This window comes from Nesterenkonia sp. HG001 (assembly GCF_034438835.1).
Lineage (GTDB): Bacteria > Actinomycetota > Actinomycetes > Actinomycetales > Micrococcaceae > Nesterenkonia > Nesterenkonia xinjiangensis.
In genome coordinates this window covers 547,617-569,860 of sequence record NZ_JAOSZD010000001.1, presented here as the reverse complement: position 1 = coordinate 569,860, position 22,244 = coordinate 547,617, and the positions used below count along the sequence as shown (strand labels likewise).

At 69.5% G+C, this 22,244-nt stretch carries 18 protein-coding genes and 1 tRNA gene; 3 read left to right on the top strand and 16 right to left on the bottom strand.

Annotated elements, in window-relative coordinates:
- Positions 1 to 65: 65 nt before the first annotated feature.
- From ODE13_RS02500 to ODE13_RS02470, 7 genes are all read right to left on the bottom strand, one after another.
- Complete coding sequence (locus ODE13_RS02500; RefSeq protein WP_322477844.1) at positions 66 to 1,073, bottom strand: sugar phosphate isomerase/epimerase; 1,008 nt, start codon at positions 1,071 to 1,073, stop codon at positions 66 to 68.
- 121 nt (positions 1,074 to 1,194) lie between these two features.
- Entirely contained in the window at positions 1,195 to 1,734 is a 540-nt protein-coding gene (locus tag ODE13_RS02495; protein WP_322477843.1) for an NUDIX hydrolase family protein, read from the bottom strand.
- A gap of 134 nt (positions 1,735 to 1,868) precedes the next feature.
- Positions 1,869 to 3,890: a hypothetical protein gene (locus ODE13_RS02490; RefSeq protein WP_322477842.1), complete on the bottom strand. Its 2,022-nt coding sequence runs from the start codon at positions 3,888 to 3,890 to the stop codon at positions 1,869 to 1,871.
- Between the two features lie 20 nt (positions 3,891 to 3,910).
- Positions 3,911 to 4,543, bottom strand: coding sequence for a DedA family protein (locus ODE13_RS02485; RefSeq protein WP_322477841.1), 633 nt, complete (start codon positions 4,541 to 4,543; stop codon positions 3,911 to 3,913).
- Positions 4,531 to 5,604, bottom strand: coding sequence for a pseudouridine synthase (locus tag ODE13_RS02480; protein ID WP_322477840.1), 1,074 nt, complete (start codon positions 5,602 to 5,604; stop codon positions 4,531 to 4,533). Before ODE13_RS02480 ends, ODE13_RS02485 begins: the two co-directional genes overlap by 13 nt.
- A 67-nt stretch (positions 5,605 to 5,671) precedes the next feature.
- Complete coding sequence (locus tag ODE13_RS02475) at positions 5,672 to 6,322, bottom strand: VOC family protein (protein ID WP_322477839.1); 651 nt, start codon at positions 6,320 to 6,322, stop codon at positions 5,672 to 5,674.
- Positions 6,323 to 6,331: 9 nt separating this feature from the next.
- Positions 6,332 to 11,227 (bottom strand): ATP-dependent helicase, encoded by a 4,896-nt coding sequence (locus ODE13_RS02470; RefSeq protein WP_322477838.1) that lies wholly within the window; start codon positions 11,225 to 11,227, stop codon positions 6,332 to 6,334.
- A gap of 123 nt (positions 11,228 to 11,350) precedes the next feature.
- Here ODE13_RS02470 and ODE13_RS02465 point away from each other — a divergent pair, with 123 nt between their 5' ends.
- Positions 11,351 to 11,608, top strand: coding sequence for a hypothetical protein (locus tag ODE13_RS02465; protein WP_322477837.1), 258 nt, complete (start codon positions 11,351 to 11,353; stop codon positions 11,606 to 11,608).
- Between the two features lie 10 nt (positions 11,609 to 11,618).
- On the opposite strand, the gene ODE13_RS02460 is transcribed toward ODE13_RS02465, so the two are convergent.
- The 3 genes from ODE13_RS02460 to ODE13_RS02450 all read right to left on the bottom strand — a co-directional run bounded on the left by ODE13_RS02460 (position 11,619) and on the right by ODE13_RS02450 (position 13,207).
- The gene (locus tag ODE13_RS02460; protein ID WP_322477836.1) at positions 11,619 to 12,287 is read right to left on the bottom strand and encodes an NADPH-dependent F420 reductase; all 669 of its coding nucleotides are present in this window, start codon (positions 12,285 to 12,287) and stop codon (positions 11,619 to 11,621) included.
- Positions 12,280 to 12,738, bottom strand: coding sequence for a 23S rRNA (pseudouridine(1915)-N(3))-methyltransferase RlmH (locus ODE13_RS02455; RefSeq protein ID WP_179542095.1), 459 nt, complete (start codon positions 12,736 to 12,738; stop codon positions 12,280 to 12,282). The genes ODE13_RS02460 and ODE13_RS02455 overlap by 8 nt, the downstream gene beginning before the upstream one ends.
- Positions 12,739 to 13,084: 346 nt before the next feature.
- Positions 13,085 to 13,207 carry a hypothetical protein gene (locus ODE13_RS02450; RefSeq protein ID WP_281366350.1) on the bottom strand — a complete coding sequence of 41 codons (123 nt, stop codon included), beginning with the start codon at positions 13,205 to 13,207 and terminating at the stop codon, positions 13,085 to 13,087.
- 119 nt (positions 13,208 to 13,326) lie between these two features.
- Between ODE13_RS02450 and ODE13_RS02445 the strand changes: the two genes are divergently transcribed.
- Positions 13,327 to 13,542 (top strand): hypothetical protein, encoded by a 216-nt coding sequence (locus tag ODE13_RS02445; protein WP_179542096.1) that lies wholly within the window; start codon positions 13,327 to 13,329, stop codon positions 13,540 to 13,542.
- 117 nt (positions 13,543 to 13,659) lie between these two features.
- Here ODE13_RS02445 and ODE13_RS02440 read toward each other — a convergent pair.
- A tRNA-Ser gene (locus tag ODE13_RS02440) sits at positions 13,660 to 13,748 on the bottom strand.
- Between the two features lie 168 nt (positions 13,749 to 13,916).
- On the opposite strand from ODE13_RS02440, the gene ODE13_RS02435 reads away from it, so the two are divergent.
- Positions 13,917 to 15,926 (top strand): FAD/NAD(P)-binding protein, encoded by a 2,010-nt coding sequence (locus ODE13_RS02435; RefSeq protein ID WP_322477835.1) that lies wholly within the window; start codon positions 13,917 to 13,919, stop codon positions 15,924 to 15,926.
- Between the two features lie 101 nt (positions 15,927 to 16,027).
- On the opposite strand, the gene ODE13_RS02430 is transcribed toward ODE13_RS02435, so the two are convergent.
- From ODE13_RS02430 to hpaE, 5 genes are read right to left on the bottom strand one after another with little or no spacing between them, the layout of a single operon-like run.
- A complete protein-coding gene (locus tag ODE13_RS02430; protein ID WP_322477834.1) occupies positions 16,028 to 17,935 on the bottom strand; it encodes an FAD-binding monooxygenase in 1,908 nt (635 codons plus the stop codon).
- 2 nt (positions 17,936 to 17,937) lie between these two features.
- A complete protein-coding gene (locus tag ODE13_RS02425; protein ID WP_322477833.1) occupies positions 17,938 to 18,729 on the bottom strand; it encodes an HpcH/HpaI aldolase/citrate lyase family protein in 792 nt (263 codons plus the stop codon).
- On the bottom strand, positions 18,714 to 19,514 hold the full coding sequence (locus ODE13_RS02420) for a fumarylacetoacetate hydrolase family protein (protein ID WP_322477832.1): 801 nt from the start codon (positions 19,512 to 19,514) through the stop codon (positions 18,714 to 18,716). Before ODE13_RS02420 ends, ODE13_RS02425 begins: the two co-directional genes overlap by 16 nt.
- Before the next feature lie 11 nt (positions 19,515 to 19,525).
- A complete protein-coding gene (hpaD, locus tag ODE13_RS02415) occupies positions 19,526 to 20,635 on the bottom strand; it encodes a 3,4-dihydroxyphenylacetate 2,3-dioxygenase (RefSeq protein WP_179542101.1) in 1,110 nt (369 codons plus the stop codon).
- Positions 20,636 to 20,692: 57 nt separating this feature from the next.
- Complete coding sequence (hpaE, locus tag ODE13_RS02410) at positions 20,693 to 22,234, bottom strand: 5-carboxymethyl-2-hydroxymuconate semialdehyde dehydrogenase (protein WP_322477831.1); 1,542 nt, start codon at positions 22,232 to 22,234, stop codon at positions 20,693 to 20,695.
- Between the last annotated feature and the right edge of the window lie 10 nt (positions 22,235 to 22,244).

Genomic DNA, 22,244 nt, shown 5'->3' with positions numbered 1-22,244 from the left:
GCTGGTCGGGGCGGATCCGGGAAGGGATCCTTCGGGGTCTGGGCCGGCGCCTGGGCTGGGAGGGCTCAGCGGATGCGCGTGCGGGAGCCGCAGCCGCACAGGTACCTGCGGGTGCGGGTGGCGATCGGCAGAGGCACGTCGAAGGACTCGACCGGGTACATGTCCTGCTCGACGATCCCGAAGAAGGAACGGTCCAGGCGCTCCAGCTCGTCGATGACGACGGAGAGGTCCGGCAGCCCGGCCGGGGGCTCGACCATGACGCCTGCCTTGTTGGCGGCCGCCCAGGTGAGGTCGTCGCGGCGGACGATCTCCATGATCTTCGGATCGACCTGTTTCAGGTGCAGGTAGCCGATACGGTCCGGGTGTCGGCGGATCAGCTCTGCGGAGGAGGCTCCGCCGTACTCGGCGTGGCCGGTGTCCAGGCAGAGGCTCACCCGCCGCGGATCGGTCTCCTCCAAGAAGCGGAGGATCTCGTCCATGGAACACACATGGGAGTCGGCGTGGGAGTGGAACTGCTGGGCCAGTCCGTACTTCTCCTCGAGGACCGCACCGAGCTCGTCATGGCCTGCGGCGAGTCGACGCCAGCCGTCGGAGTCGAGGGTCCCCGGCTCCACTGCCTCGCCGGTGACGTCGTCGCGCCACATCGCTGGGATGACCACGATGTGCTCGCCGCCGACCGCCGCGGTGAGCTCGGCGACCTGATGGATCTGGTCCCAAGTGGCCTGGCGCTCGTCCTCGCCGGCGCGGTGGAAGGCGGTGAAGACGGTGCCTGCGGAGACCTTCAGATCCCGGGCGGCGAGCTCATCGGCCAGCCGGGAGGGGTCGGTGGGGAGGTAGCCGTAAGGGCCGAGCTCGATCCAGTGGTAGCCGGCCTCGACGACCTCATCGAGGAATCTCTGCCAGGGGGTCTGCTGGGGATCGTCCGGGAACCAGACGCCCCAGGAGTCCGGGGCTGTGCCGACGAGCACGGGAGAGGTGGTGCCGTCCTCGGCGGTGCTGGGGGTACGGGCGGGAGTGGTGGTCACTTCGGCCTCCTCGACGGCGACGGCCGCAGGGGCCGCCGGGCGGTTCATGACGTGGTCTGCACCACTGTGCTCCCTTGATGTTCTAATGTCAAGACATATGGGGTGAGGGGCGCAGATTCGGCGTGATGCTCGTGTCTGCGCGAGGGCGGAGGGAAGAGGTGGGGCGGGGTCAGCCGGTGAAGCCGATGTGCGCGAGCGCCTGTCGGACGAGCTGTCCACGGCCGCCGACGAATTCGCCCTGGACATCATCGCTGAGCACCTGATCAGGCGAGAGCCAGGACAACTCGAGGGCATCCTGCCGCGGCTGGCACTCACCGGAGACCGGCACCACGTAGGCCAGGGACACGGCGTGTTGGCGATCGTCGACCAGGCCCGTCTCGCTCGGGTACGGGAAGTACTCAGCCACGGTGAACGGTGTCGGCGAGGGCGGGAGCTGCGGCAGGCACAGCGAGCCCAGGTCCTTCTCGATGTGGCGCAGCAGAGCCGCCCGGATGGTCTCCCGGTACAGCACACGGCCCGAGACCACGGTGCGGTAGAAGCGGCCGTCGTCGTCGGCGGTGTAGAGCAGGCCGACCTCGGTCACGTATCCCAGGGAGTCCTGCCTGACCGGGATGGCTTCCACGTAGACCATCGGGAGTCGTCGGCGAGCCTCATGGAGGTCGGCCTCGTTCAGCCATCCCGGGTTGGGATCGGGGGTGCGCACGCTCATGGTCCATTCATACCTCACCGCAGCCCGGACTGCCCATGGACGCTCCCGACGTGAGACAGATCCGCCCTCGGCGGACAGGGCCGAGGGCGGATCTCAGAGGCTGCGTCGAGGCTCAGGGCCCCCATGGGGTGGCGTCAGATGATGTCGTCCACGGGGCGCCCCATGGCCGCGCGCCGTTCGGCGTGGTTGATCCTGTGTCGTCGGGACTCGGTGGCGAGGATGACGATGAATGCGCCCATCGCCGCGCCGATCGCCACCCAGACCGACGGGGTCTCGGAGAGCAGCCGCGGGAAGATCAGCCAGAACATCCCCCAGCCCAGCCCCAGGGCGATCGTCATCCGGCCCCGCTCGGTCATCGCATAGAACGCGCCGACCCAGATGCAGGCGACCAGTCCGATCATGGCCCACAGGATCGCCGGGAAGCCGGGGATCCGCACACCCATCATGGTCAGCATGGCCGAAACGGAGGCCATCGCCCCGACCAGCGCCCAGCCGGCGAACAGACCCACGACGGCGTCGGTCAGGCGTCGCTCGACCGCGTTGCGCGCCGTGTGCAGGGTGAACTGGCGCACGGCATCGACCAGCGCCAGTGCCGCGGCCAGTGCCGCCAGCACTGCGGCGGTCATCATCTCGGCGTGGACCGCTGCGGTCCACATCAGCATCAGGATCGAGGCCAGTCCCACCAGCCAGCCTGAGCGGCGCTGCCGGGGCGTGGAGATCTGCGTAGTGGTCCACTGGTACACCGCGTGGCCGACCAAGCACAGCGCGATGACCGGCCACAGCCAATAGTGTCCGGCGTCTGGCGTCAGCAGCGCACGATTGCCGGAGTACCAGCCATCGACCAGGCTCTCCAGGCCGTTGCCTCCGATGATCGCCGGGCCGGTGAAGAGGCCCAGCATCCACAGCGCCGAGGTGACGGCGGCCAGCGCGCCGATGGTGACGAAGATCTGGCGAGCCATGTCCTGCCCGCGCGGCACCGGGTCGGGATCCCTGGAGGGAAGGTTGTACGGCGGGATGTAGGTGTAGAGGTCCTCTTCCTCATCCGCGAACTCCTCGGAGTCCGGGTCCTCATGACCCGTGGCCGCCTCGATGGCGGAGGCCTTCTCCAAGATCACCGCGCGACGCCGCGCCGCGCTCGCATCCTGCAGACGGGCCTGCTCGGCCTGCTGCTCACGGACCTCCCACGGCAGGGGGCGCCCGTCGCCCGAGGGGGGACGGGGAAGCGCGATCCGGCTCGTGCGCGGGTCGCCGGTCTGGGCGTCGATGGGGGGAAGGGTCACCATGGTGGCGTCCTCTCCCGGGTCGATGTCCGCGGTCGGCAGCGTCAGCGGGGCGTGGTCCTGCTGCTGGTAGGCGTCTAGCTGGGAGGCGGACTCTGCGTCAGGCAGATCGACGTCGTCGGCGAGGTCCTCCTCGAGGTGTGTTGGGAGATCTGCGGGGTAGGAGGGGGCGTCATCGTGGGCCGAGATGGACTCCTCCTCCCACGAGGAGCCGTCCTCCCACGCGTCACCCTGGCCCTGGGGCGTCTCGTCGGGCTCCTCGCCGTGGTCCCGGACGGGCCAGGTGTCCACGCGGGCCGAGACCTGCTCGCCGGGCTCCGGGCGTCGGAAGGCGCCGGCGAGCCTGCCGGTGGCCTCGGCGACGCGGGCGTCGAGGGTGTCGAAGAAGTCGCTGAGGGTGGTGTCCTTCGCCTCGGGTCGCGACTCGGGCGGCAGCACGGGAGTGGCGTGGCTCAGCCGGATGCTCTCGGTGGTGGGGTGCACGCTCGACTGCTCCGACTCGGCGTCGGCGGCGTCGTCGTCCGGAGCCTCGTCGTCGGCGGGGTCGACTTCGGCGAGCGGTCCGGTGACCTCACCGAGTTCAGCGTCCTCAGCCGATTCTGGGGCCTCCGCCGGCTCGGGAACCTCAGCCGATTCTGGGACCGCAGGAGTCTCAGCGTTCTCCGAGGCCTCGGCGCGTGGGGAGTCGTCGCTCTCGGCGGGGGATGGTGCGCTCACGGTCTCCTCGGAGTGCTGCTCCGACCGCTCGACAGCAGGGGAGGCGGCCCACGTCGTGGACTCGGGGGACCGGTCGGTCACTGGGCTCTCTCCCCTCGTGCGGATGCGGGTCTTCTGGGCACTGGTGATCCCGGTGAGCGTGTCTGCGGATGTGGACATCCCAGACCCTCTGCCAGAGCTCAGGACGTGCTCGTGCGTGATCGGCGCCGTCGCGCGGAGACCACGGCGATGATCAACCCCACCAGCGTACCCACTCCGACGGCCGCGACCGTGCTGGCCCACGGGGGAAGCCCCGTAGTTGTTCCCGTAATGTAACCTAACCCGACCAGCCACAACGACCAGGTCACGGCGCCCGCCAGCGCCAGAGGGACGAGGAAGGGCCAGGTCAGGCGCATGATGCCCGCGGTCGCCATCGACGCGCAGCGACCTCCTGGGACTGCCCGGATCAGGAGCAGCCCCACCCAGGTCGAGGGGCCGCCGGCGCGCAGGGACATCCGCAGCAGCTTCCGGTGGATGAGCCTGCCCCACCTCCAGCGGTGCAGCAGGCGGATCAGCTGATACCGGAACAGCAGGTACACCCCGATGTCGCCCAGCAGGCAGCCGATCGTGGTCACGGTCAGGACCATGCTCAGCGGCATCAGCCCATCGGCGGCCATCGAACCGGAGGCGATGACCATGATCTCGGAGGGGAAGGGCGGCACGAAGGCGGTGAACGCCACCGCCGCCAGCTGAGCGGCGAAGTACCACCAGCCCCACTCCTCGAGCAGCGCAGGGTCACCGAGACCCTGGGCCGCGGTCATCAGCTCGTCCACGGGGGCGCCTCCGAAGGGGTTTCGGCCAAGGTGCGCCGGGAGGTGAACTCTCGCGCTTCACCGCTCAGCGGGTCGGTGAAGCTCAAGGTGCGGGCCAGCAGCTGCAGGGGCTCGTCGAAGTCGTCCGGGGCATCGTCGAGCAGCTCCGGGTAGAAGCGGTCGTGCATGATGCCCAGCCCCAGCAGCGCCATGTGGATGCGGAGCTGATGGGTCTTGCCGGTGTGCGGGGTGAGGCGGAAGTGCCCGACGTCGACTCCGGTCCGGCCGGCACCGACTCCCAGCAGTTCGACCCTCGAGGAGGAATTGGCGCCCGGGACGGGAGTGGTGCGGCGTCGCCCACGCCGCGGAGCATGGCGGTCATGCGGGCGCCTCCCCGAGTCGGCGACCTCGTAGGGCTGCAGCTCGGAGACGACCACGCCCTTGGTCTTGGTGATCCGGTTGCGGATCACCAAGGGGAAGCGAGCGGCCAGCGTCTCGCCGCAGTGGACCGGCCCTGAGCCGGCCGCAGGATGCGGCCCGGGTGGGAGGGCGCTGACACATTCATAGGTCTTGAGCACCTGGCGGTTCTCGAACAGCAGTTGGTAGGCGCCGCGCGTGCTGGGTTCCTTGGAGAAGATGACGACGCCGGCGGTGCCGCGGTCCAGCCGGTGGATCGGGATGAGGTCCGGCAGATCGAGTCGACGTCGCAGGCGCACCAGCAGGGACTCCTGCACGTACCGGCCGGCCGGCGTGGTGGGCAGGAAATGCGGCTTGTCCACGGCGAGGAGGTACTCGTCCTCGTGCAGGATCTCCTCGGTGACCGGCAGCGGCTGCTCATCGCTCACGGATCGGTAGTACCAGAGGAACTCGCAGGCCCCCAGCGGGGTCGCGGTGCTCAGCGGGCGGCCCTCGACGTCGACCACCTCGCCGTCTTCGAAACGCCGGGTGATCCCACCATGGTCGATATGTCCGAAGGTCTCCAGGACATAGTCGTGCAGGGTCTCCCAGGGGCCGGTGAGCGGAAGCCGCAGACGGGTGGCGTTGACCCCGTCGCGCACGGGGAGGGGAGACTTCTGAGCCACCTGTCCAGCCTACCGCCTTCCCGGGGCCCACCTCGACGGGCGGGCGTGGGGAAGGCCGTGCTCCGGCTCAGCCCCAGTCGGGGGCCTGGGCCCGGGCGATGTTCTCGTCGGGGGCGGTCAACGGGTGGTTGACCTGCCAGCACATGCCGAAGCGGTCCTGCACCCAGGCGAAGTTCTTCGCGAAGTCGTAGTCACCGGGCTCCATGAGGAAGCTGCCGCCCTCGCTGAGCTTCTCGACGACGTCGTCGAACTCGGTGCTGCTGTCCACCACCACTGCCACGGAGACGGAAGGGGTGAAGCTGAAGTCGTGCCGGACCAGGCTGTCCTGGATCATCAGCATCTGGCCGCCGACCTGCACCTGCGCGGTGGCCACCAGGCGGGTCGGAGGTGCCTGCTCCTGCTCAGCCTCGACCGTGGTCAGATCGGTGCCCGTGGACGGGGAGGTCTCCTCGTCCTGGGCGAGGTCCTCACCGTCGGTGTCCTCGCCGTGGGCTGCGGCCTCATCTTCGGAGGTGGTGCCGTCCTCTGCGTCGCTGTCCTCCGCGTGGCTGTCCTCCTCGACCTCGTCCTCCTCGGGCGGGCCGACGTCGAGGATCTCCGTCCCCTCGGGGTGGAGCTGGATCTCGATGAGCTCGGCGTCCGAGAACGTCTCCAGGTACAGGTCGATGGCCTCTTGGGCCCGACCTTGGAACATCAGGAACGGAAGGCAGAGAGTCATGGCATCAGCCTATCCGGAAAACCTGAGGCCCGACGGTGACGAATGGAAGCCGGCCCGGCGCAGCGCCTCCCCGAGCCGTGTGGACAGCACCGGGGACCCGTTGACGCGCTCGACGGCGACCCGTCCGGTGCGGGCCTGCCGGAGCCGCTGCACCAGGGCCTCCGCGGCCGCGTCGATGAGCCGGTCCTGCTCGGTGAACAGCAGCATCGTGCGTCCGCCGCGCTCCATGTAGAGCACCAGCTCCCCGTGATGGAGCACCACGACGGCGCCGGCCTTGCGGCCGGGACGGTGTCTGTTCTCCTCCAACTCCGGCCAGTCCAGGGCTGCCCCGTAGGCGTTGGCCGGGTCCGTGGCAGCCAGCACCAGCATCTCTGGGGAGGACTGCTCAGAGAGCGAAGGGTCTTCAAGGGTCTCGGAGGTGGCGCGCAGCGAGTCGATGGTGGCCGAGGTGGTGAACTGGGCTGCGCCCAGGTGCTCCACGAAGTAGCCGCGACGCACCTGCCCGGCATCCTCGGCGGCGGCCAGCACCTTGTACACCGCGGCGAACCCGCCGGCCAGCGGGCTCTCTGCCAGGGCATCGGTGTTGGCGGCGCGCGCGGAGGGGGCTCCTCCGGTCTGCTGCTCGGCGAGCACCGATCCACGAGTCACCACCCCGTAGCGGTCCAGGAGGATCTCAGCACGGGCATAGGCCAAGGCGGTGACCCGCTCCCTGCGCTGCTCCGTCGGGGTCAGCACCGGTCCGGGCGCGGAGGACCATCTGACTCCAGGAGGCCGCGACGCCGCGCTGCGCAGACCGGCCTGGGTCGGGGAGCCGCCGGCCACGGGACGGCGGGCGTCCACGGATCGACGCAGCGCCATCCGCCGGGAGGTGTGCCGGCTGCGGGTGGGGCGGGCCGTGGCCTTGTGCGCGGTGCGTCCACCCGAGAGCATGCTGCGGATCGCGGTGAAGCTGTCCGGGAGGACCCGCCCTGCCCAGAAGAGCTCCCACAACGCCTCGGAGACCTTCTCGGCAGAGGCTGATCCCGCGAGGCCCGATCCCACGGAGGCCGACTCGCCGTCGTGCGGCTCGCGACGCCGGGCCAGCTGGTCGGCCAGCGCCTCGGCGAACCAGGCGCCGCCGTCGTCGAGGATCTGGAGGACCTGCTCCTGCAGCACGGTCGGGGCGTGATCGCGGACCACCAGCAGGCCGGCCTCGGCGTCCTCTCGCGGATGCAGTGCGATCCACCCGTCATGGCCGGAGAGCGCCCCTCGGCCGGCCACCACGACGTCTCCGGAGCTGACCAGCTCATCGAGCATCGCGGGCCGATAGTCCCGGATCCTGGCCGGCAGGATCAGGCTCTCCCAGGCGCTGGCCGGTGCGGCAGCACCGGAGAGCTGCGCGATGACATCGACCAGGGCTCCCTGCCCCTCCATCCGGGTCTGCGGGGTCACCGAATGCCAGCCGGCCAGGAACTGGGCGAAGGCGCGCGGGGGCACCGGCTCCACCTCAGCCCGCAGTGCGGCCAGCGAGCGCCGCCGGATGCGGCGCAGCATCTCCGTCTCGCACCATTCGGTCTCTCCGCGAGATCCGGGCTCCACATCGGGTCGGAAGAGCCCGCGGATCAGCCGTGCGTCACCGGCCAGCTCCTCCAGCACCTCCGCCACGACGGCGGTCCCGAGCCCCAGGGCGCCGGCCGCCTCGGCGGTGCTGAAGGGGCCATGGGTGCGTGCGAACCGGGAGACCAGATCTCCGAGGGGATCTTCCACCGGGTCCAGGAAGACTTGGGGGATGCCCGGGGGCAGCGGGGCACCGAGGCCGTCGCGCAGCCGGGAGGCGTCCTCCACCGCCGCGTAGCGGTCCTGCCCGAGCCAACGCACGCGGAACGCGCGCTGCGCGGCCACCAGGGACTCGGCGTGGCCGCGCGCGGTGGCGACGTCGAGCGGCGGGGGATCGGCGGCGTCTGTGTCGGCGTCCACGGCGGCGTCCTCATCGCCCGCCGGGGCCGGACCTGCCAGCCGGGCCGCCAGCTCTTCGGCGCTGAGCGGCCCCAGCAGGCGCAGCAGATCTGCGGCACCCTCGACGCCGCGCAGCCGCCGGGAGGGTGTGAGCCGCTGGGCATGGGCCTCTGCGGTGGCGATGATGTCGGCGTCGAGGAAGTCCCGCAGCTCCACCCGGCCCAGCAGCTCGCCCAGCAGCTCGGGATCCACCGAGAGAGCGGCCGCCCGCCGCTCCGCCAGGGGTGAATCACCCTCATAGAGGAACTGGGCGATGTAACCGAAGAGGATGGACTGCGCGAAGGGAGAGGGCCGTTGCGTGGTGGCCTCCACCAGGCGGATCTTCCGCCGACCGATGTGTCCGATGACCTCGAGCAGGGCGGGCATGTCATAGACGTCCTGGAGCACCTCCCGCATCGCCTCCATGATCATGGGGAAGTCCGGATGCCCGGCGGCGACCTCCAGCAGCTGGGCAGAGCGTTGCCGCTGCTGCCACAGGGGCGTGCGTTGTCCGGGATTCTGCCGGGGCAGCAGCAGTGCGCGGGCAGCCGCCTCGCGGAACCGCCCGGCGAACAGCGCCGAGTAGCTGACCTGCGCGGTGACCAGTTCCTCGAGCTCATCGGGTTCGAACCGGAACAGATCCGCTCCGGGCGGGTCATCGTCCATCATCGGCACCCGCAGGACGATGCCGTCGTCGGAGGCCAGGGCGGAGCCGTCCAGCCCGTAGCGCTCATGCAGGCGTTCGCCCACGGCCAGCGCCCAGGGGGCGTGGACCGGCAGCCCGTAGGGGGAGTGCAGGATGATCCGCCAGTCGCCGAGCTCGTCACGGGTCTGCTCGATCACCAAGGTGGTGTCAGTGGGCAGCGCCCCGGTGGCCTCCTGCTGCTCGGTCAGGTACCGGACCAGGTTCTCCCTCGCCCAGGTGTCCAGGCCGAGGGCCCGCAGCCGGGCGGTGGTCGTGGCCTCGTCCTCGGTGCGGATCTCCCGGTGGAACCGTCCCAGCGCCTCGCCCAGCTCTGCGGGCCTGCCCAGTCCGTCACCGCGCCAGAACGGCAGCGCGGCGGGCTGCCCGAAGGCCGGGGTCACCAGGACCCGGTCGAAGGTGATCTCCTCGATGCGCCAGCTGGTGGCACCCAGGGCGAAGACGTCCCCCACCCGGGACTCGTAGACCATCTCCTCGTCCAGCTCGCCCACCCGGCGCCCGCCTGTGCGGGCGGAGCCGGATTCCTCGCCGCCGGCCAGATAGACGCCGAACAGCCCACGGTCCGGGATGGTCCCGCCGGAGGTGACGGCCAGCCGCTGGGCCCCGGGCCGGCCGGTCAGCGTGCCGGCGTCGCGGTCCCAGACGATCCGCGGGCGCAGCTCGGCGAACCGGTCCGAGGGGTACTTGCCTGCCAGCAGGTCCAGCGTCGCCTCATAGGCGGAACGCGGCAGGGAGGCGAAGGGTGCGCTGCGGCGCAGCGTCTCGAACCACTCCTCGACGTCCAGACTCTCCAGCGCGACGGCGGCCACAGTCTGCTGGGCGAGGATGTCCAGCGGGTTGCGGGGAATGTGCAGTGCCTCGATCCGACCGGCCAGCATACGTTCCACCACGACGGCGGTGGAGACCAGATCCCCGCGATGCTTCGGGAAGAACCATCCCACCGAGACCTCGCCCACTTGATGTCCGGCACGACCGATGCGTTGCAGGCCCGAGGAGACTGCGAACGGCGCCTCCACCTGGATCACCAGGTCCACCGCGCCCATGTCGATGCCCAGTTCCAGGGAGGAGGTCGCCACCACGCAGCGCAGCCGTCCGGCCTTGAGGTCCTCCTCCACCAGCTTGCGCTGCTCCTTGGAGACCGAGCCGTGGTGGGAGCGGGCGAGGTCCGGCGGGGCGACGTCGTCGTCGGGGCGATCCTCGGTGCCCCGGGATGCCTGACGCTCAGACCAGATCTCATTGAGTCGGCCGGTGAGCTTCTCCGCCAGGCGACGCGAGTTGACGAAGATGATCGTGGAGCGACGGGAGGCGACCAGATCCACGATCTGATGTTCCACATGGGGCCACACGGAGGGCTGCAGCGGCTGCGAGCCCGGGATGTGGGCGAGTTCGGCCACGCCGTCCCACTCGTTGTCATCACCGGGGTGGTGTCCTTCGTCGTCCCGGTCCTCCTCTGGAGCTGAGGACTGACCGGGCAGCGGCCCGTGCGGGTTGGCCAGGTCCTCCACCGGCACGGAGACGGTGATGTCCCATTGCTTCTCGGCCGGCGGGGCGACGATCTCCACCGGCTGGCGCCCGCCCAGGAAGCGGGCCACCTCATCCCGAGGCTCCACGGTGGCGGAGAGGCCGATCCGCTGGGCGGGGGAGTCCAGCAGGTCGTCCAGCCGCTCCAGGGAGACCGCCAGGTGGGCCCCACGCTTGGAGCCGGCCAGGGCATGGACTTCGTCGACGATGACTGTGCTCACCTGGGAAAGGGTCTGCCGCGCCTGGGAGGTCAGCATGAGATACAACGACTCGGGAGTGGTGATGAGGATGTTCGGCGGGCTGCGGACCAGATCCCGGCGCTGCTTGGAGGTCGAGTCCCCGGTGCGCACGCCCACCGTGACCTCCGTGGGCTCGTGTCCCAGCCGGCGAGCAGTGTGGCCGATCCCGACAAGCGGGCTGCGCAGGTTGCGCTCGATGTCCACCCCGAGGGCCTTCAACGGGGAGATGTAGAGGACCGTCGTCCCGGCGGCGGGCTCGGCGAAGAGCCGGTCCACCGACCAGAGGAAGGCTGAGAGGGTCTTGCCGGAGCCGGTCGGGGCGACCACCAGGGCGTTGTGCCCTCGGGACACCGCATCCCAGGCGCCCGCCTGCGCGGCGGTGGGCGCGCCGAAGGACGCCGTGAACCACTCGCGGGTGGGCGCGGTGAAGGGTGCGAGGGCCGGGTGGGGATCGCTCGACGCATCCATGGACGCCACTGTAGCGAGATCCGGTGACGTCTTCGGGCTCTCGACGGAGGCAAGGGGGCGCGGGTGAGCATTGGACGGTATCCCCCGGTTGCCTCGACCTCCCGCCTCGGCGAGGATCGAAGGATGGACGGTCACTCGTATCAGGGGACGCCCTCGCCCGGCCTGCCCGTCAGCGAGCTGCGCGAGGTGCTCGGGGCCAGTGTGCTCGGAGGGGCGGGCTGGCTCCGCGCCCGGCGAAACGCCGTCGTCGTGCAGGTGCTGTGGCGTGCCGATCACACGGAGATCGCAGCCCACACCCTGCAGGGGGCCGGGGCGCCGGACAGCATCGCTGCTGCCCTCGACCGGGTGGCGGAGATCGTCACGGCGATCGGCTCCGGCTGAGCTGCCCGGATCAGCGCGCGAAGGGCAGCAGATCGTCCCGGCGCACCGGACGGTTGAACACGGGCCCGTCAGGCTCCAGAATCCGCCCCGCGGCCAGTGGGCCGAGGGAGACCGGATCGAATCCCATGGCCTCGATCAGCATCATGACCAGGCCTCGGGCGGCGCCGTCGTCGCCGGCTGCTCCCAGCGCCCGGCGCTGATCCAGGGGCAGGTCCCGGTCCGCGGCGTCGTCGAACTCCCCGTGCGAGACATGGTTGAGGGCCTTGACCACCCGGGAGCCCGAGAAATGACCGGCCACCGCCAGCGAGGTGGGCAGCTGTTCGTCCGCGGCCGCCTGAAGCCATCCGGGCAGCACCTCGTCCTGCCAGGCGTTCGTAGCATCCACCAGCACACAGCCGGCGACCCACTCCGGCTCGACATCGTCGAGATCCTCCTGAGGAATGGCGAGGATGACCAGCCCGTTCTCATGCTCACGGGTGCGCGCCGCGACGTCCTCCGCGACGACGGCGACGGCGCCGGGGGCGTAGATCTTGAGATGGTGCCGCAGCGCTCGAGGCGGCCGGGTGGAGCAGATGTCCACCTCGAACCCCGCCTTCACCAACGTCCGGGCGAAGGCGGTGCCGGCGCGTCCGGCGCCCAGGACGCCGACCACCGGGGGCAGGAGCGTGTGCTCAGACATGGTGGTACGGCCTCCCGCCGGCGATCTCCTGAGCCCGGTACACCTGCTCGGCGAGGATCATCCGCACCAGCTGGTGCGGGAACACCAGCCGGGAGAGCGACCAGACGAAGTCCGCCCGGGCATGAAGCTGGTGGCTGACTCCGTAGGCGCCGCCGATCACCAGCACCACAGGGTGGCCGACGTCGAACTGGCCCTGCAGATGCTTCGCGAGGTCGGGGGAGTCGATGTTCTTGCCCCGCTCGTCCAGCAGGATGACGTGGTCCTGATCCCGAACGGCGCCCAGGATGCGGGCGGACTCCTCGTCCCGGGCGGCATCGCCCTCTCGGGAGGAGTGCGGGAGCAGCTTCCAGCTCAGGTCATAGGGCTTGCGCAGCCGCTTGGTGTAACGCTCGATGCCGTCCACGGCCCAAGCCTCATGCTTCTTGCCGATGGCGACCACGCTGATGCTCATGGGTCATGAGCCTATGCGGGCTGCAGGAGGGGCGTCCAGAGAGGGGACGGGGAAGGCCCCCGGGTTGGCCGACGCTGAGGGGGCGTTGAAGAAGGCCAGCCCGGGGGCCGCATCACTCGCACCTCTATGAGGTGACTCCCACGCTACGAGGCGAGGATGAGCAGGAGCCTGTGATCGGCTGGTGATCCTCTGGACGTGATTCCGCGACTTCATCCTCCGGTGAGGTTCGGATGATGTGCGCGCACGACGACGCCCCACCCGCAGCGCTCCGGGGAGGGGTGGCGAACTCGGCACGCGGGCTCAGGAACGCCGTCTTCTTCTCCGCAGACGGCATGTGTTCGTTGTCTCACTGCCTCCTGCGACTGCGGCGTCCGGCGTTCTCGGGAGGAGCGGACTGGCGCCCGAAGCGACGACGCACCAGGCGAAGGACGAATCCCGCGATCTTCATGACGAGGTACCGGATGATCATGACTGGATAGTAGCCGAGGAGGCCGCGCGAGATGCCAGGAACCTGCCCGCCGGAGACCAGCGTCGCCCTGATCGTGTTGACTGGACTGTGTCGTGCACGGAGGCATCGGGAGGACTTACGTGAACCGTCAGACGAAGAAGCAACGGAACTGGTCTGCTGCCCAGGGAGCCTTGTCTGGTGCCGCCTTCGTATTACTCGGCATCGCGATCGCTTCAGGGGAGCTCCATCTGGGTTCCATCGTGATTCCCAGCAGCATCCCGTTCGGGACAGCAATCATGCTGGCAGGAGCGGCCTACGCCGTCGCTTCCCTGCTCACGCTGAATCGTCGGAGGTGACGGTGGACGATCCCTCGAGGGACCTGAGCGCTTCGTCGACGGGGACGAATTCAGCGAACCTGGGAACAGAAGAGGCCCGGGCCCCGCCACATCGGCGGGATTCCGGGCCTCATTCGGCGGAGGCGGGGGGATTTGAACCCCCGGTCCGGGATAAACCGGACCCTTCATTAGCAGTGAAGTCCGTTCGGCCGCTCCGGCACGCCTCCTGTGCGCCTGGAACCCCACGGGGATCACCCACGGCTCGTCCAGACGCCCCACTAGAGTAGCGGGAATCCTCCTGAGAGCACAAAAGCGGGAGCGCAGCCTCCGAAGCGCCGCACAGTACCCTGGTCTGGACACCTTTCGGGAGCTCGCCAGACAGGAGGCCTCAGCGGATGAGCCAGGCCGAGACACCGCAGACGGCATCGGCGAGCAGGGAGCACGTCATCGCCGTCGTCGGCGCCGGCCCACGGGGGACCTCCTTCCTGGAGCGGCTGCTCGCCCACCTGGACCATGTGCCGGACCCTGTGCCACAGATGCGCATCGTGGTGCTGGATCCCGCCGCCCACGGCCCCGGCCGGGTCTGGGATCCGGAGCAGTCACCCCTGTACCTGATGAACACACCGGCCAGCTATCCCACGGCGGCCCCGGCGGGGGAGACCAGACACGAGCTGGCAGCCTCTGAGATCTCGCTGAGCTTCGCCCGGTGGCGACGCACCCGCCTGGGAAAGCTCGACGACGCCGACTACCCCACCCGCGCGGACTACGGCCGGTATCTCACCGAGCTGCACGAGGACGCCGTCGCCCTGCTCGGTGCCCGTGACGGGGTGGAGGTGGAGGCCCGACGAGTCCAAGTCACGCGCCTGCACCGCTATGACGACAAGGGACAGGACGGCGAAGGCCAGGACGGTGCCGCACGAAGCCCACTCCTCGGATCAGCTCCCGGTCCCTACAGACTGATCTGCGACGACGGGGCCGTGCTTGCCGCCGACGCCGTGGTCCTCGCTCTCGGCCATGTGCCGGCGCGGCTCAGCGACTCCGGGCAGCATCTGGCCGAGGTGGCCGGTGATCTGGGCCTGCACTACTCGCCCCCGGCCATCCCCACCGACGTCGACGTGGACTCGATTCCGGCGGGAGAGACGGTGCTGGTCCGCGGAATGGGGCTGAACTTCTTCGATCTGATGATCCAGCTCTCCGCCGGCCGCGGCGGACGTTTCCGCCACCTTCCAGAGAATCCGCCGGGTCGCCGTCTGGAGTACCATCGCAGCGGCGGGGAGCCGCACCTGGTCGCGGGTGCCCGCCGAGGAGCCCCCTACCGGGCCAAGACGACCGCCGCAGGCTTCGTCCCGGCAGGCATCCGACTGGTCCACTTCACTGACGAGGCCGTGGAGGGGGCCGAGCGTCGCCATGACCTGCTGGACTTCGCCGCGCATCTGTGGCCGCTCATCCACCGGGATGTGCTGCGCACCTACTATCGGACGCTGGCCGCCGTCTCCCCGGAGCTGTTCCCCGCCGGGCCGGACGCCTTCCTCGTCGCATTCGACGAGCTCCTGACAGATCCCGGGGTCGGCGAGCAGGTGCTGGCCGTCCAGGGGCAGCACCTGCTTCATGAGCATGCCCCGGACGTGCTGTGGTTCGACATCCGCTCGCTGGGTCGACCCTTCGACGACCTCGTCTTCGACTCCTCGGACCATCACCGGGACCACATGCTCGCCTACCTGGAGGACGACGCGACCACCTCGGCAGCAGGCGCGGCGAGCCCGGTGAAGATGGCCATCGGTGCGCTGCACGCCGCACGCATGGAGCTCAAGGCGCTCATCAGCGAGGGCAGGGTCTCCACCGACAGCCAGGTGGCTGAGATCGAGGGCTGGTTCGAGCCCCTGGTGGAAGGATTGGCGAGCGGCCCGCCGCTGCAGCGCATCGAAGAGCTCGCCGCCCTGACACGCGCCGGTGTGGTGGACTTCCTCGGACCGGACCCGGTCTTCGATGTCGACCGTGAGGCTCGTGCCTTCACCGCTGAGTCTCCGTGGGTGGCGACCGAGCCGGTGCGAGCGCACCGGCTCGTGGAGGCGATGATGCCGGCCAACCGCGTGCAGATGTCCTGCTCACCTCTGGTGGCAGGTCTGCTCGAGGACGGCCTGGCGCGCCCGAAGGAGGTCGTCGATGTCTCTGGTACCGCCCGGGCGGGAAAGGGCTTCGACGTCACCGAGACGCCCCACCGGCTCATCGACGCGGAGGGCACGCCGCTGGAAGGCGTCTATGTCCTCGGCCTGCAGCTGAGCTCGGTGCAGTGGGGCACCGCCATCGCCGCCGAGTCCGGCGGTGACCCCCGCTCCGGAGCCCGTACCCTCGCCGACGCCGATGCCGCGGCGGGCAGCATCCTGCAGAGCGCGCTGGGCGGCTGAACGGCTCCGGCACAGCAGTTGGCTCTGCGGTTCGAGCCCTTATGACGCGATGTTCAACTTCATAAGGGCCCAAACCGCAGAGCCACCGGGGAAGGGACCGCTCAGGCGCGCTCCCGCACCCGCGCGTCCAGGGTGTTCTGCGCGAAGAACTCCGCCAGCGCTGAGGTGTCGGTGAGCGGCAGGACCTGCGCCACGTACTGGTCCGGACGGACCACGACGACGGCGCCGTCCCGGGAGATGCCGCGGGTTTCGAAGATGTCCTCGTCCTCGAGCACGGCGAAGACCTTCTCGTACTGCAGCAGCTGGAAGGGCCCCACCTCCGGCAGGAAGATCCGCGGGGCGTCGGTGACCTCGAACTCGGTGTGCCGCTGCTGATAGACCACCTTGACGTCGAAGAGCGCATCGACGTCCTCACCCTCGGGAGTGCAGCGCAGCACCGGGGAGTCCGGGGACTCGGCCATCCACTGCGCCCAGTCGGTCAGCGCGGAGGGCTGTCCGGCGGCCGGGAGGTCGGCGAAGGCGTATATCCGCCAGCGGCCGTCCGCTTCGGCCTGGTGGCCCAGGTGCAGCGGGTTGGTGTCGCAGACCCGCACCACTCGGGAAGACTTGAACCTCTTGCCCACCGGGAAGCCTTCGGCCAGCCCCTGATGCTCGTCGGTGCCGATGACCATCGAGGGTTCGTACTGGGTCATGAAGCCGGCCGGGAACTCCGCGGTCTTCACGTAGAAGTCCTCCAGCTCAGAGGGGTCGCTGAAGTCCTCCGGCCGCTTGGCCATCATCGTGGACCACTCTCGGTCGAAGTCGATCAGATTCTGCGCGATCACCTGGCGCTCGGCCGAGTAGGTGCGCAACAGGTCCTCCGAACTGCGCCCGGAGAGCACATGCCCCAGCTTCCAGCCCAGGTTGAAGCCGTCCTGCATGGACACGTTCATGCCCTGCCCGGCCTTGGCGGAGTGGGTGTGGCAGGCGTCTCCGGCGATGAACACCCGCGGAGTGCGCGAGCCGCTCACTTCGTCATCGACGTCGTCGAACTTGTCTGTCAGCCGGTGACCCACCTCGTAGACGCTGTGCCAAGCCACATTGCGCACCTGAAGCGTGTAGGGGTGCAGGATCGCATTGGCCTTCTGCGCGATCTCCTCCACCGTGGTCTCCCGGATGCGCGCCTTGCGCTCCGGGGTGACCTCGCCGAGGTCCACATACATGCGGAACAGGTGGCCGCCTTCCCGCGGGATCAGCAGGATGCTGCCCCCGGAATGGGACTGGATGGCGCATTTGAGCCGGATATCCGGGAAGTCCGTGCGGGCCAGCACGTCCATCACACCCCAGGCGTGGTTGGCCTGGTCGCCGTCGAGGCTGCGCCCGATCGAGGCGCGCACCCGGCTGCGGGCGCCGTCGGCTCCCAGCACGTACTTCGCACGGATCACGCGTTCTTCGCCTTCGCGCGGGCCGGAGGTGTGCCTGACCCGCACGGCCACCGGGTGCTCCCCGGAGTCCTCCACAGTGAGGTCCAGGAACTCGATCCCGTAGTCCGGGCGCATCCGGCTTGGTGAACGCTCCATGAAAGCGCCGAAGTGGTCCAGGATGCGCGCCTGGTTGACGATCAGATGCGGGAACTCGCTGACGTCCTGCGGATCGTCCACCGGCTGGGCGGCGCGCGCGATGTGCTCCGGGTTCTCCGTGTCCGGCTTCCAGAACGCCATCTCGGTGATGTGATAAGCCTCGCAGGAGAGCTCCTCGGCGAAGCCGAAGGCCTGGAAGGTCTCCACACTGCGGGCCTGGATGCCGTCGGCCTGACCGACCTGAAGCCGGTGAGGGCGGCGCTCGATGATCCGAGTGTGCACCTCAGGGAACATGGACAGCTGGGCGGCTGCGATCATTCCTGCCGGGCCGGTGCCCACGATGAGCACGTCCATCTCGTCAGGGAGATCCTCGGGACGGTCCAGACCGATTCCGGCGGCGGGGCGGATGCGAGGATCCGTGGACACGTAACCGTGGTGGTGAAACTGCATCGTCATGCTCCTGCGGGTGGCTGGGGGATGAACTCGGTGGCGAGGCGCTCGACGCCGCGGGCGGCCAGGGAGACGTCGGCGCCCACCAGGATCCAGGAGGCCCCGGCATCCAGGTATGCCTTCGCCGTCGCCGGGTCGAAGGCGTTGACGCCCGCCGGCTTGCCAGCGGAGCGCGCAGCCGCGAAGGCCCGGTGGGCGGCGGCGACGACGTCCGGATGGGTCTGCTGGCCGAGCAGCTCCATGGAGGCGGACAGGTCGGAGGGGCCGAGGAAGAGGCCGTCGACGCCGTCGACGGCGGCGATCTGCGCGGCGTTCTCCACACCCTCGACGGTCTCGATCTGGACGAACACCGAGACGTGCTCGGCACCGCGGGCCAGATAGTCGGGAACCCGGCTCCATCGGCCGGAGCGGGCCAAGGCGCTGCCGATCCCGCGTCGGCCCGCCGGGGGGTACTGCGCGGCGGCGGCGACCTCGCGGACCTCCTCGGCGGTGGAGACCATCGGGACCAGGATGTTCTGGGCCCCGAGGTCGAGCACCTGTTTGATGGTGACCGCATCCGCTGACGGGACGCGCACGATCGGGGTGACGGGGTATCCGGAGACCGCGTGCAGCTGGGCGAGGATCGACTCCAGGCCGTTGGGGGCGTGCTCCATGTCCAGCAGCAGCACGTCCAGCCCGCCGCCGGCCATGACCTCCGCCATCACCGGCGATCCGGAGCAGACCCAGCCCCCCACCAGGGGGCGATCGGAGTCGGTGAGCCGTTCGCGCAGGGTGGGGCTCAGATGAATCGGCATGTCACAGCTCCCAGCTCTCCATAGTCACAGTGGACGGTGTCTCCGGGGTGGACCCACATGGGCCGGGTGAAGGATCCGGCGAGGATGATCTCTCCGGCCTCGAGCCGGTCCCCGTGTCCGGCGAGCCGGTCGGCCAGCCAGGCGACCCCGCGGGCGGGGTGGCCCAGCACGGCGGCGGCCACCCCGGACTCCTCGATGGTCTCGTTGCGGTACAGCAGCGCGGAGACCCAGCGGAGGTCGACGTCGTGAGGCCGCACCGGCCGACCGCCGTGGACCATGGCACCCATCGCGGCGTTGTCACTGATGGTGTCCACGATGCTTCGTCCCTCCATCTCGATGCGGCTGGAGAGGACCTCGAGGGCCGGCACCACGTAGTCCGTGGCGTCCAGGACGTCGAAGATCGTGGTCTCTCGGCCGGTGAGATCCCTGCCGGAGAGCTCCCGGCCCAGGACGAAGGCCAGCTCCACCTCCACTCGCACTCCGGTGAAGGAGCCGTGCTCCAGCACCGCACCGGTCTCATGGACCATGTCGGCGAAGATGGTGCCGTAGTCGGGCTCCGTGATGCCGGTGGCGACCTGCATGACCTTCGAGGTCAGACCGATCTTGTGGCCGGCCGGGCGGCGGCCGGCCTCGATGCCCCGGCGTCGCCACTCGTTCTGCACCGCGTAAGAGTCCTCCACGGTCATCTCCGGGTGACGGGCGGTCAGCAGCGGAACCATGGAACGGTCCCGCTCAGCAGCGGCGAGCTCGTCGGCGATCTGTCCGATCTGGGTCTCAGTGAGCATGTGTTCCTCCTCTAGAGCTGGTGGCCCAGCTTGTACTCGCCCTGCTTCCAGGTGGGCATCGACTCCGCGCCCTCGTCCGCCCGGGTGTAGGAGAATCCGTCGGCTCCGATGGTCACAGCCATCTCGGAGTCGTCGGTGCGTTCGGCGGTGGGCACCGGGCGTCCCTCGAGGTCCAGCACCGTGGAGGCCTCGGTGTACCAGGAGGGGACCACCGGGTTGCCCCACCAGTCGCGGCGCTGGTTGTCGTGGACGTCCCAGGTGACGCGCGGGTTGTCCGGGTCGCCGGTGTAGTAGTCCTGGGTGTAGACCTCGATGCGGTGCCCGTCCGGGTCGCGCAGGTAGAGGTAGAAGGCGTTGGAGACCCCGTGCCGGCCGGGGCCGCGCTCGATGTGGTCGGAGAGCCGCAGCGCACCCAGCTTGTCGCAGATGGCCAGGATGTTGTGCTTCTCATGGGTGGCGAAGGCGACATGGTGCATCCGGGGCCCGGCACCGCCGGTCATGGCGGTGTCATGCACTGTGGGCTTGCGGCGCATCCAGGCGGCGTAGGTGGTGCCGGCGTCGTCCTGGATGTCCTCGGTGACGCGGAAGCCGAGGGTCTCCATGTATCCCACGGCTCGCGGCACGTCCGGGGTGACCTGATTGAAATGGTCGATGCGCACCAGCGCGCCGGGGGAGTAGAGGTCATAGCGCCAGGCGAGCCGCTCCACATGTTCCACCTCGTGGAAGAACTCGTAGGGGAAGCCCAGCGGGTCCTGCACTCGGACCGAGTCGCCCAGTCCCTTGACGAAGCCCTCGGAGTTCCGCTTCACCGGGCAGCCCAGCTCCCGGTAGAAGGCCTCGGCGCGGTCCAGGTCCTCCGGGCTGCGCACCCGGTAGGAGAAGGCGGCGACGGCGGCCTCGTCCCCCTTCCGGAGGATCAGGTTGTGGTGGATGAACTCCTCCATGGAGCGCAGGTAGATGGCGTCCTCGTCCTCCTCGGTGACCACCAGGTCCAACACGTCCACGTAGAAGTCACGGGAGCGCTGCAGATCGGTGACCACCAGCTCCATGGAGGCGCACCGCAGGATGTCCGGCGGCGGAGTGGAGGGGGTCGGGAGGGGGTTCGGGTTCGTGTCTGTCATGCTGAGCGTCCTTGCTGCTGATGAGGATGAGAGGGGATGGGGCAGGGCGGTGCGGGGTCAGTCGGCCTTGCCGAAGACCGGGTTGTGGACCTCGCCGAGATTGATGTGGACGGCCTGTTGGTCGGTGTAGAAGTCCAGGGAGCGGTAGCCGCCCTCATGGCCGAGGCCGGAGGCCTTCACCCCGCCGAACGGGGTGCGCAGGTCTCGGACGTTGTTGGAGTTCAGCCACACCATGCCGGCGTCGACTGCCTGGGCGAAGTTGTGGGAGCGCTTGAGGTCATTGGTCCACACGTAGGCGGCCAGTCCGTACCGGGTGTCATTAGCCAGGGCGAGGGCCTCCTCCTCGGTGTCGAAGGGTGTGATGGCGACGACGGGCCCGAAGATCTCCTCCTGGAAGATCCGCGCGGTGGGCGGGACGTCGGCGAAGACGGTCGGTGCCACGAAGTTCCCCGACTCGAAGCCCTCCGGACGGCCGCCTCCGGCCACGAGTCGGCCCTCAGACGCGCCCAGCTCCACATAGCTCATGACCTTCTCGTAATGCTCCGGGTGCACCAGCGCGCCGACCTCGGTGGACTTCTCGTGAGGCAGCCCGACCTTCACCCGCTTCGCCTGGGCGGCGTAGCGCTCCACGAACTCGTCGTAGACCTCCCGCTGGACCAGGATCCGCGAACCGGCGGTGCAGCGCTCCCCGTTGAGGGAGAACACCCCGAAGATGGTGGCGTTGACAGCGGCCTCCAGGTCGGCGTCGGCGAAGACGATCGCCGGGGATTTCCCGCCCAGCTCCATGGACAGGCCCTTCAGGTGCGGGGCCGCGTTGGCGAAGATCAGCTGACCGGTGGCGGACTCACCGGTGAAGGAGATCAGCGGGACCTCCGGGTGCTTGACCAGGGCGTCGCCGGCCTGCTCGCCGAAGCCGTTGACCAGGTTGAACACGCCCTGCGGCAGGCCGGCCTCCTCGAAGATGCCGGCCCACAGGCCGGCGGAGAGCGGGGTGAACTCCGCCGGCTTGAGCACCACTGTGTTGCCGGCCGCGATGGCCGGGGCGAGCTTCCAGCTCTCCAGCATGAACGGGGTGTTCCAGGGGGTGATGAGACCGGCGACGCCGATGGGCTTGCGGTTCACATAGTTCACCTGCCGGCCGGGCACCTTGTAGACGTCGTCGGCCTGCGCGACGATCAGGTCCGCGAAGAACCGGAAGTTCTCCGCGGCCCGGCGCGCCTGACCGAGAGCCTGGGTGATCGGCAGCCCGGAGTCGAAGGACTCCAGCTCGGCGAGCCGATCTCCGCGGGTCTCCACCAGGTCCGCGATGCGATGCAGCACCCGGGAGCGCTCGCGGGGGAGCATGCGCGGCCAGGGGCCCTCGACGAAGGCACGCCGTGCGGCGGCCACGGCACGGTCGACGTCGGCGGCCTTGCCGGAGGCGGCCTGGATGTAGGTCGCGTTGGTGACCGGGTCGATGACGTCGAAGGTCTCGCCGTCGATGGAGTCGATGAACTCGCCGTCGATGTAGTGCCGGATGCTCTGCGGCAGGTCTGTGGGCACACGGTGCCCGGCGGTCTCGGTGGCGGGGCCTGCGGTCTGGGTCTCCAGGGAATTCATGGGGTCCTCT

Bases quoted from the DNA above. Each gene is read 5' to 3' on its own strand.
- ODE13_RS02430 (WP_322477834.1), bottom strand. From the start codon at position 17,935: ATGCAGTTTCACCACCACGGTTACGTGTCCACGGATCCTCGCATCCGC.
- ODE13_RS02455 (WP_179542095.1), bottom strand. From the start codon at position 12,738: ATGAGCATCAGCGTGGTCGCCATCGGCAAGAAGCATGAGGCTTGGGCC.
- ODE13_RS02465 (WP_322477837.1), top strand. From the start codon at position 11,351: ATGGACGGTCACTCGTATCAGGGGACGCCCTCGCCCGGCCTGCCCGTC.
- ODE13_RS02450 (WP_281366350.1), bottom strand. From the start codon at position 13,207: ATGATCATCCGGTACCTCGTCATGAAGATCGCGGGATTCGTCCTTCGC.
- ODE13_RS02470 (WP_322477838.1), bottom strand. From the start codon at position 11,227: ATGGATGCGTCGAGCGATCCCCACCCGGCCCTCGCACCCTTCACCGCG.
- ODE13_RS02425 (WP_322477833.1), bottom strand. From the start codon at position 18,729: ATGCCGATTCATCTGAGCCCCACCCTGCGCGAACGGCTCACCGACTCC.
- ODE13_RS02420 (WP_322477832.1), bottom strand. From the start codon at position 19,514: ATGCTCACTGAGACCCAGATCGGACAGATCGCCGACGAGCTCGCCGCT.
- ODE13_RS02435 (WP_322477835.1), top strand. From the start codon at position 13,917: ATGAGCCAGGCCGAGACACCGCAGACGGCATCGGCGAGCAGGGAGCAC.
- ODE13_RS02475 (WP_322477839.1), bottom strand. From the start codon at position 6,322: ATGACTCTCTGCCTTCCGTTCCTGATGTTCCAAGGTCGGGCCCAAGAG.
- ODE13_RS02460 (WP_322477836.1), bottom strand. From the start codon at position 12,287: ATGTCTGAGCACACGCTCCTGCCCCCGGTGGTCGGCGTCCTGGGCGCC.
- ODE13_RS02500 (WP_322477844.1), bottom strand. From the start codon at position 1,073: ATGAACCGCCCGGCGGCCCCTGCGGCCGTCGCCGTCGAGGAGGCCGAA.
- ODE13_RS02490 (WP_322477842.1), bottom strand. From the start codon at position 3,890: ATGTCCACATCCGCAGACACGCTCACCGGGATCACCAGTGCCCAGAAG.
- ODE13_RS02495 (WP_322477843.1), bottom strand. From the start codon at position 1,734: ATGAGCGTGCGCACCCCCGATCCCAACCCGGGATGGCTGAACGAGGCC.
- hpaE (WP_322477831.1), bottom strand. From the start codon at position 22,234: ATGAATTCCCTGGAGACCCAGACCGCAGGCCCCGCCACCGAGACCGCC.
- hpaD (WP_179542101.1), bottom strand. From the start codon at position 20,635: ATGACAGACACGAACCCGAACCCCCTCCCGACCCCCTCCACTCCGCCG.